At 42.1% G+C, this 3,003-nt stretch carries 4 protein-coding genes; 2 read left to right on the top strand and 2 right to left on the bottom strand.

Annotated elements, in window-relative coordinates:
• Both F6K37_RS10420 and F6K37_RS10425 read left to right on the top strand, forming a co-directional pair.
• Positions 1 to 1,308: 3'-5' exonuclease (locus tag F6K37_RS10420; protein WP_287249975.1), on the top strand; the 1,308-nt coding region annotated here is incomplete at its 5' end.
• Positions 1,309 to 1,351: 43 nt separating this feature from the next.
• Positions 1,352 to 2,152 carry a hypothetical protein gene (locus F6K37_RS10425; RefSeq protein WP_287249977.1) on the top strand — a complete coding sequence of 267 codons (801 nt, stop codon included), beginning with the start codon at positions 1,352 to 1,354 and terminating at the stop codon, positions 2,150 to 2,152.
• A gap of 218 nt (positions 2,153 to 2,370) precedes the next feature.
• Here the strand turns inward: F6K37_RS10425 and F6K37_RS10430 are convergent, their stop codons facing one another.
• On the bottom strand, positions 2,371 to 2,493 hold the full coding sequence (locus tag F6K37_RS10430) for a hypothetical protein (RefSeq protein WP_267875706.1): 123 nt from the start codon (positions 2,491 to 2,493) through the stop codon (positions 2,371 to 2,373).
• A 63-nt stretch (positions 2,494 to 2,556) separates the two neighbouring features.
• Positions 2,557 to 3,003 (bottom strand): hypothetical protein (locus F6K37_RS10435; RefSeq protein WP_287249981.1); only part of this gene is annotated, 447 nt, incomplete at its 5' end.

Here is a 3,003-nt window from a genome sequence, read left to right on the forward strand (position 1 = left end):
ATTAGGATTCAGCGTCAGGAATACAGTGGCTTGGTGTATAGCCTAGAGGTAGAGAAGCACCATGTCTACTTTAGCGATGGATTGCTTACTCATAACTCTATCTACAGTTTCCGAATGGCAGACTTCACCATCCTTCTGGGTTTTCAGCAAGACTTTGGTGACGGTTTAGCCGATCAAGATACTCGCACTATGGTCAAGCTAGAAGAAAACTATCGCTCTAGGGAAAATATTCTTCAAGCTGCTAACCACCTGATCGAAAATAATACCCAGCGGATTGATAAAGTTCTGCGAGCAACACGGGGTGTCGGGGAAAAAATCTATTTTTATAGCGCTGATGACGAATTGGAAGAAGCTCAGTTTGTAGTCAGTAAAATTATCCAGCTAAAACGACAAAATCCAGAACTAGATGGTGGCAGTTTTGCTATTCTTTATCGTACTAATGCTCAATCCCGTGCCTTTGAAGATGACTTGATCAGAGCGGATATTCTCTATACTGTAGTTGGTGGGTTAAAGTTCTATGACCGTAAAGAAATCAAAGATTCTCTGGCTTACCTCAGAGCGATCGCAAACCCATCCGATACTGTTAGTCTATTGCGCATTATCAATACTCCTCGACGAGGTATTGGACAAACTACCATTAACAATCTGGTCGCAGCTGCCCAAGAATTAGGAGTTCCCCTGTGGGAAATTCTCAGTGATGAAACCTCAGTTCATACATTTGCAGGAAGGTCAGCTAAAGCGGTCAAGAAATTTGCTCAGCTTATGTCTCAATGGCAGGATCAATTGGAAGAGCGATCGGCATTAGAGATTCTCAAAGGGATTATGGAAGAGTCTGGTTATATTGGCGATTTAAGAAACAAAGGCACTGAAGAAGCTGAGAATCGATTGGAAAATATTGTGGAATTGTTTAATGCAGTGCTGCAATTTCAAGAAGAAAACGAAGAAACGAGCTTAGAAGGGTTTCTTGCTAATGCAACTCTTGCCTCTGACATGGATAACCTAGAAGAGGGTAAACAAGCAGTTTCTTTAATGACCCTTCACTCTGCTAAAGGGCTAGAATTTCCCATTGTCTTTCTAGTCGGCCTAGAGCAAGGACTGTTTCCTCACAGTCGTAGTCTCAGAGATCCTGTAGCTTTGGAGGAAGAACGGCGTTTGTGTTATGTAGGGATTACTCGCGCTCAGGAACAACTGTTTTTGTCCCATGCTCATGAGCGCCGCTTTTATGGGAATCGGGAACCGGCTAACCGTTCTCAGTTTCTCAAAGAGTTACCCTCAGATTTAATTGAGAGTAAAGTGGGAATATTTTGATAGTATCCTCGGTACTTGATACTTAATACTTCATCTTAGACAGATGCCTTGGCAATTTCCTCAAAGACTAACCCAATCCCTAGGAGCAATCATAATTCTCCTAGGTTGTATCTTAGCAGTTGGCAAGCTACAGCAACCCCAACTGAATGCCCTCAAACAAAGCTCCAAAAACACCTCACCCGCAGACCTCCAGCGAGACGTAGAAGCAACACAAGTGTATCTCAATCTGCTTGAGAGACTACCTACATTTGGTTTCGATAATGTATTAGCTGACTGGGTATTTCTGAATTTCCTTCAATACTTTGGTGATCAAGAGGCTCGCCAAATTACCAGCTATCAGCTTAGCCCAGAGTACTTTGACATTATTATAAACCGAGACCCCAAATTTTTAACAGCCTATTTCTTTCTATCTAGCAGTAGTTCCTTATATGCAGGAATGCCAGAAAAATCGGTCGCCTTAATGGAAAAAGGACTCCAGTCACTATCCCCTAAAGTTCCTCCTAAATCTTATTATGTGTGGCGTTACAAAGGAATTGATGAATTATTATTTTTGGGTGACCCTAAAGCCGCCCAAAAATCCTTTGAAAAATCAGCAGATTGGGCAAGTCAATACCCTGATGAGCAAAGTCAAAACATTGCTGAAATTTCCCGCAACACTGCTGAATTTATAAAGCGCAATCCTACTAGTAAGATAGCTCAAGTGAGTGCTTGGTCAATGGTTTTAAATAACTCTCCTGACCCTCGCACTAGCAAAATCGCCATCAGTAGAATTGAAGCCCTAGGTGGTAAAGTTATCATCACACCAGAAGGAGCAGTTAAAATTCAACTGCCCCAGACAGATTAATAGTGTTTGTGGTTGAAGGTTAGAAGGTTTAAGGTTAGAAGGTTGAAGGTTAGAAGGTTGAAGATTAGAAGGTTTAAGGTTAGAAGGTTGAAGGTTAGAAGGTTTAAGGTTAGAAGGTTAGAAGGTTAGAAGGTTGTTCGCGTAGCGTGGCCTTTTGGCCAAGGTTGAAGGTTAGAAGGTTAGAAGGTTGTTCGCGTAGCGTGGCCTTTTGGCCAAGGTTAGAAGGTTAGAAGGTTAGAAGGTTGTTCGCCTTTGGCCTTCGGTGTAGGGTAGGTTGAGGATTGTTCGCGTAGCGTGGCCTTTTGGCCAAGGTTGACGACTCGGAGATCGCCATTACCCATTACCCATTACCCATTACCCATTACCCATTACTAAAAAAACCACATTCATTTCTATCAACATGGCTATAAAATTGCTATTAGTAACTGATGAACTAATAAGCCTAGACTAAAACCTGTAAGAGAAACCCCACAGATAATCCAGAAAGCCTGCCATTCACCATATCCTTCTGTTTGAAGATCTAATCTGGTTAAGGCAGCAGCAGCAATCAGCACCAGAATACGGCTAGAATAATGAATCCAGCGCAGGATGATAACGGCTAGGAAAGAGCTGAAAATTACGGAGACAAAAGCTTTGGTATCAGATTTCATCCAAGTCCCGTACAATTTTCTAATCTGATACACTGGAGCAGTTATCGCTAAAGCCATCAACACGATATAAACTGCTCCGATCAGCCAGAGCCATACCGATATATGAAATAAGGAAGGATGTGATGCTGATGTAGTGTGTTCTACCGTAATCAATTCCTGAAAGTCAACAGATATCATCCAGCCAAAAATACTATGGCTTAA

It is taken from the genome of Moorena sp. SIO4E2 (assembly GCF_010671945.1).
Taxonomy (GTDB): domain Bacteria; phylum Cyanobacteriota; class Cyanobacteriia; order Cyanobacteriales; family Coleofasciculaceae; genus Moorena; species Moorena producens.